This window comes from Amycolatopsis sp. NPDC051045 (assembly GCF_040682955.1).
Classification (GTDB): domain Bacteria; phylum Actinomycetota; class Actinomycetes; order Mycobacteriales; family Pseudonocardiaceae; genus Amycolatopsis.
In genome coordinates this window covers 1-3,127 of record NZ_JBFBCC010000060.1, presented here as the reverse complement: position 1 = coordinate 3,127, position 3,127 = coordinate 1, and the positions used below count along the sequence as shown (strand labels likewise).

The 3,127-nt window shown below is 55.7% G+C and carries 1 rRNA gene; it reads left to right on the top strand.

Annotated features, from left to right (window positions below):
* Nucleotides 1-108 precede the first annotated feature (108 nt).
* A 23S ribosomal RNA gene (locus AB0M80_RS44065) occupies nucleotides 109-3,127 on the top strand; the annotation flags it as partial.

Sequence of the window (3,127 nt, the reverse complement as noted above, 5' to 3'; positions counted from 1 at the left end):
GCTGTTGGGTCCTGAGGCAACACGCCTCGGGGCTGGACACAGTCCTGGAACGTTGTTTGTTTCTGGTGTGGTGTTTGAGAACTGTAGAGTGGATGCGAGCATCTTTGTGGTCAAGTTGTTAAGGGCACATGGTGGATGTCTTGGCTTCAGGAGCCGATGAAGGACGTAGGAGGCTGCGATAAGCCTCGGGGAGCTGTCAACCGAGCTGTGATCCGAGGATTTCCGAATGGGGAAACCCAGCACCAGTGATGTGGTGTTACCCGCACCTGAATATATAGGGTGTGTGGAGGGAACGCGGGGAAGTGAAACATCTCAGTACCCGCAGGAAGAGAAAACAACCGTGATTCCGTGAGTAGTGGCGAGCGAAAGCGGAAGAGGCTAAACCGGTTACATGTGATACCTGTCAGGGGTTGTGTAGCCGGTGTTGTGGGACCCAGCGTCGAGGATCTGACAGTCCTCGGAATGGTCACGTATGTTAGTGGAACGCCTTGGGATGGGCGGCCGGAGTGGGTGAGAGCCCCGTACGCGAAAACATGTCGTTGATTGTTTGTTTGGTGTTCCCGAGTAGCAGCGAGCTCGTGGAATTTGCTGTGAATCTGCCGGGACCACCCGGTAAGCCTAAATACTTCCTGAAGACCGATAGCGGACTAGTACCGTGAGGGAAAGATGAAAAGTACCCCGGGAGGGGAGTGAAAGAGTACCTGAAACCGTGTGCCTACAAGCCGTCAGAGCTCACTTGTTGGGTGATGGCGTGCCTTTTGAAGAATGAGCCTGCGAGTTAGTGCTGCGTGGCGAGGTTAACCCGTGTGGGGTAGCCGTAGCGAAAGCGAGTCTGAATAGGGCGCCTATAGTCGCGTGGTCTAGACCCGAAGCGGAGTGATCTACCCATGGCCAGGGTGAAGCGACGGTAAGACGTCGTGGAGGCCCGAACCCACTTAGGTTGAAAACTGAGGGGATGAGCTGTGGGTAGGGGTGAAAGGCCAATCAAACTCCGTGATAGCTGGTTCTCCCCGAAATGCATTTAGGTGCAGCGTCGTATGTTTCTCCACGGGGGTAGAGCTACTGGATGGTCTAGGGGCCTTACCGGGTTACCGAAATCAACCAAACTCCGAATACCGTGGTGTTAGAGTACGGCAGTGAGACGGCGGGGGATAAGCTTCGTCGTCGAGAGGGAAACAGCCCAGAACACCAGCTAAGGCCCCTAAGTGTGTGCTCAGTGGGAAAGGATGTGGGATTGCCCAGACAACCAGGAGGTTGGCTTAGAAGCAGCCACCCTTGAAAGAGTGCGTAATAGCTCACTGGTCAAGTGGTCCTGCGCCGACAATGTAGCGGGGCTTAAGCACACCGCCGAAGCTGTGTCATTCGCACAATACATCGGCTTGAGTTCTTGAAACTCTTGTCTAGTGGTGTGGATGGGTAGGGGAGCGTCCTGCATCCAGGGAAGCGGCGGCGGAAGCCAGTCGTGGAGGGTGTGGGAGTGAGAATGCAGGCATGAGTAGCGAATGCAGAGTGAGAAACTCTGCCGCCGGATGACCAAGGGTTCCTGGGCCAGGCTAATCCGCCCAGGGTAAGTCGGGACCTAAGGCGAGGCCGACAGGCGTAGTCGATGGACAACGGGTTGATATTCCCGTACCCGAGCATGTGCGCCCATGACGAGGCGTTTGATACTAACCACCCAAAGCCGCGGTTTGAAGCCTTCGGGTGAATTACTGTGTGTGGAGCGTGGGACCTGATTTCGTAGTAGTCAAGCGATGGGGTGACGCAGGAAGGTAGCTCCGCCAGTGAGTGGTAGTACTGGTGTAAGCGTGTAGACCGTCATGTAGGCAAATCCGCATGGCATTAGGTTGAGACGTGATGCGTAGCCGTTTGAGGCGAAGTAGAGTGATCCTATGCTGCCGAGAAAAGCCTCTAGTGAGTGCATGCACGGCCCGTACCCCAAACCAACACAGGTGGTCAGGTAGAGAATACCAAGGCGATCGGGTGAACTGTGGTTAAGGAACTCGGCAAAATGCCCCCGTAACTTCGGGAGAAGGGGGGCCAAACATCCTGAAGCCTTTCTCGGGCTAGGGGTGGGTGGCCGCAGAGACCAGCGGAAAGCGACTGTTTACTAAAAACACAGGTCCATGCGAAGTCGCAAGACGATGTATATGGACTGACGCCTGCCCGGTGCTGGAACGTTAAGAGGACCGGTTAATCCCTTCGGGGGTGAAGCTGAGAATTTAAGCGCCAGTAAACGGCGGTGGTAACTATAACCATCCTAAGGTAGCGAAATTCCTTGTCGGGTAAGTTCCGACCTGCACGAATGGCGTAACGACTTTCCGGCTGTCTCAACCACAGGCCCGGCGAAATTGCACTACGAGTAAAGATGCTCGTTACGCGCGGCAGGACGGAAAGACCCCGGGACCTTTACTATAGTTTGGTATTGGTTTTCGGTTCGGCTTGTGTAGGATAGGTGGGAGACTGTGAAGCTGCAACGCTAGTTGTGGTGGAGTCGTTGTTGAAATACCACTCTGGTCGAATTGGGAATCTGAACCTCGGGCCATGATCTGGTTCAGGGACAGTGCCTGATGGGTAGTTTAACTGGGGCGGTTGCCTCCTAAAGAGTAACGGAGGCGCCCAAAGGTTCCCTCAGCCTGGTTGGCAATCAGGTGTTGAGTGCAAGTGCACAAGGGAGCTTGACTGTGAGACAGACATGTCGAGCAGGGACGAAAGTCGGGACTAGTGATCCGGCACCTCCTGGTGGAAGGGGTGTCGCTCAACGGATAAAAGGTACCCCGGGGATAACAGGCTGATCTTGCCCAAGAGTCCATATCGACGGCATGGTTTGGCACCTCGATGTCGGCTCGTCGCATCCTGGGGCCGGAGTAGGTCCCAAGGGTTGGGCTGTTCGCCCATTAAAGCGGCACGCGAGCTGGGTTTAGAACGTCGTGAGACAGTTCGGTCCCTATCCGCCGCGCGCGTAGGATACTTGAGGAAGGCTGTCCCTAGTACGAGAGGACCGGGACGGACGAACCTCTGGTGTGCCAGTTGTCCCGCCAGGGGCATGGCTGGTTGGCCACGTTCGGAAGGGATAACCGCTGAAGGCATCTAAGCGGGAAGCCTGTTCCAAGATGAGGTATCCCACCCC